The following is a 1,746-nucleotide window of genomic DNA, read 5'->3' on the forward strand; positions in this document are numbered from 1 at the left end:
AGCTGCCGCTGGGCCTCGTGGGTGCGGCCGCGGCGTAGCTGTTGCCCACGGGCAGGCCCAGGGCGGCCGCTTTGCGCCAGTCCTGACAAGCCTCATCAGCTTGGCGCAGCATTTCGCGGGCGTGGCCGCGGTTCAGATAGGCCTCGGCGTAGTCGGGTTTCAGCTTGATGGCCTGGCTGGCGTCGGAGGCGGCATCGGCGTATTTCTCCAGCTTGAGCAGGGCCGCCGCGCGGTTGTTCCAGGCGTAGGCATACTTGGCATCGAGCTGCAGGGCCTGGCTGAAATCGGCAATGGCTCCGGTGTAGTCCTTGTTCTCGAAGCGGGCGTTGCCGCGGTTGTTCCAGGCCAGGGCGTTGTCGGTTTTGTGGGCCAGGTAGGCGTCGTAGTCTTTCAGGGCCTGGGCGAGCTGGCCGCTGCGGCGCTCGGCGGTGGCCCGGTTCAACAGCGCCGAGAGCAGGTCGGGCTGCAGGGCCAGGGCCTGCGAGTAGTCCTGCACGGCGGCGGCGTAGTTGCCCTGCTTTTGCTGAGCGCTGGCGCGGTCGTGGTAGGCGTAGGCCAGCTTGGGGTCGGCCTTCAGCGCACCGTCGAAATCGGCCTGGGCAGCCGGGTAGTCGCCTTTTTCGAAGCGTAGCACGCCGCGGTTGTACCAGGCCGGCGCGTAGTCGGGCCGAGCTTTCAGGGCTTCGGAATAGTCCTGGTCAGCTTCGGCAAGCTGCCGCTGGGCCTCGTGGGTGCGGCCGCGGCCGAAGTAGCTGGCGTAGCTGCCGGGCTCCAGCTTCAGGGCCTGGTCGTAGTCGGCCAGGGCGGCGGGATATTCCTTGAGCTCGTAGCGGGTGGCGGCGCGGTTGGCGTAGGCAGCCGCAAAGTCGGGCCTGGCCGCAATGGCCTGGTCGAAGCTGGCCAGCGCCGCCGGGTAGCTCTGCTTGCTGAAGCTGACCAGGCCGCTGTTGTAGGCTTTTTCGGCCAGCTGCGGGCCGGGTAGCGTGCTGGCCCGCACCGTGTCGACCTGCGCCCGGGCCGCAAACGAAGTACCCAGCAACAAGAGAAATAGCAGAGTTTTTTGTATCATAGCTGGAAGGAAGGCGGATTGCAGTGTATTGATTGCTAATGTATTGGATTTTCTGCCTGTTGCTACTGAAAGGCCGTCATGCGGAGCGCAGTCGAAGCATCGCTACCGAGAGAGTAAATGAATTACTTGCGCGGTAGAGATGCTTCGACACGCTCAGCATGACGGCCGAATAATTACTTATTGCCCTTCTTTACCTTACCAAACAGCCGTTTGGGCAATACCATGTGCGCGCCGCGGGTGCCGTCTACCACCTGCGTCACCTCAAGGTCGCCGGCCACGCTGCACAGCATGTAGGCGTCGTCGCGCGAGAGGTGCTTTTCGGCTACCAGAAAGGCAATCATTTCGCGCACCGCGTCTTTGGCGGCCAGGGTCAGGTCTTCGTTCAGGCCCATGCTGATGTAGGCGGTGGGCGTTTCGGCGCGGGGCAGCGTCAGGTGCAGGTCTTTGCGCACGATAAACTGCAGCGTGCCCGTGAGCGAGGTTTCGAGGGCCGTGATGTCGACTTCGCCGTTGCCCTGGCCGGCGTGGCCGTCGCCCACAAAAAACAGCGCCCCGGCCGCGTGCACCGGCAAGTACAGCGTAGTGCCCGCCACCAACTCCTTGTTGTCGAGGTTGCCGCCGGGTTTGTCGGGCGGCGCGATGAGCGTGCACGACGAGGACCGGCTACCGTGGCTGCG

At 64.5% G+C, this 1,746-nt stretch carries 2 protein-coding genes; both read right to left on the reverse strand.

The features are described 5' to 3' along the window. Nucleotides 1-1,069, reverse strand: a 1,069-nt coding sequence (locus ACYVDE_RS21825) for a tetratricopeptide repeat protein (RefSeq protein ID WP_460503649.1), incomplete at its 3' end; no start/stop codon positions are given. Between the two features lie 173 nt (nucleotides 1,070-1,242). After that, nucleotides 1,243-1,746, reverse strand: a 504-nt coding sequence (locus tag ACYVDE_RS21830) for an acetamidase/formamidase family protein (RefSeq protein WP_460503650.1), incomplete at its 5' end; no start/stop codon positions are given.

The sequence above is a fragment of the Hymenobacter agri genome, from assembly GCF_054778495.1.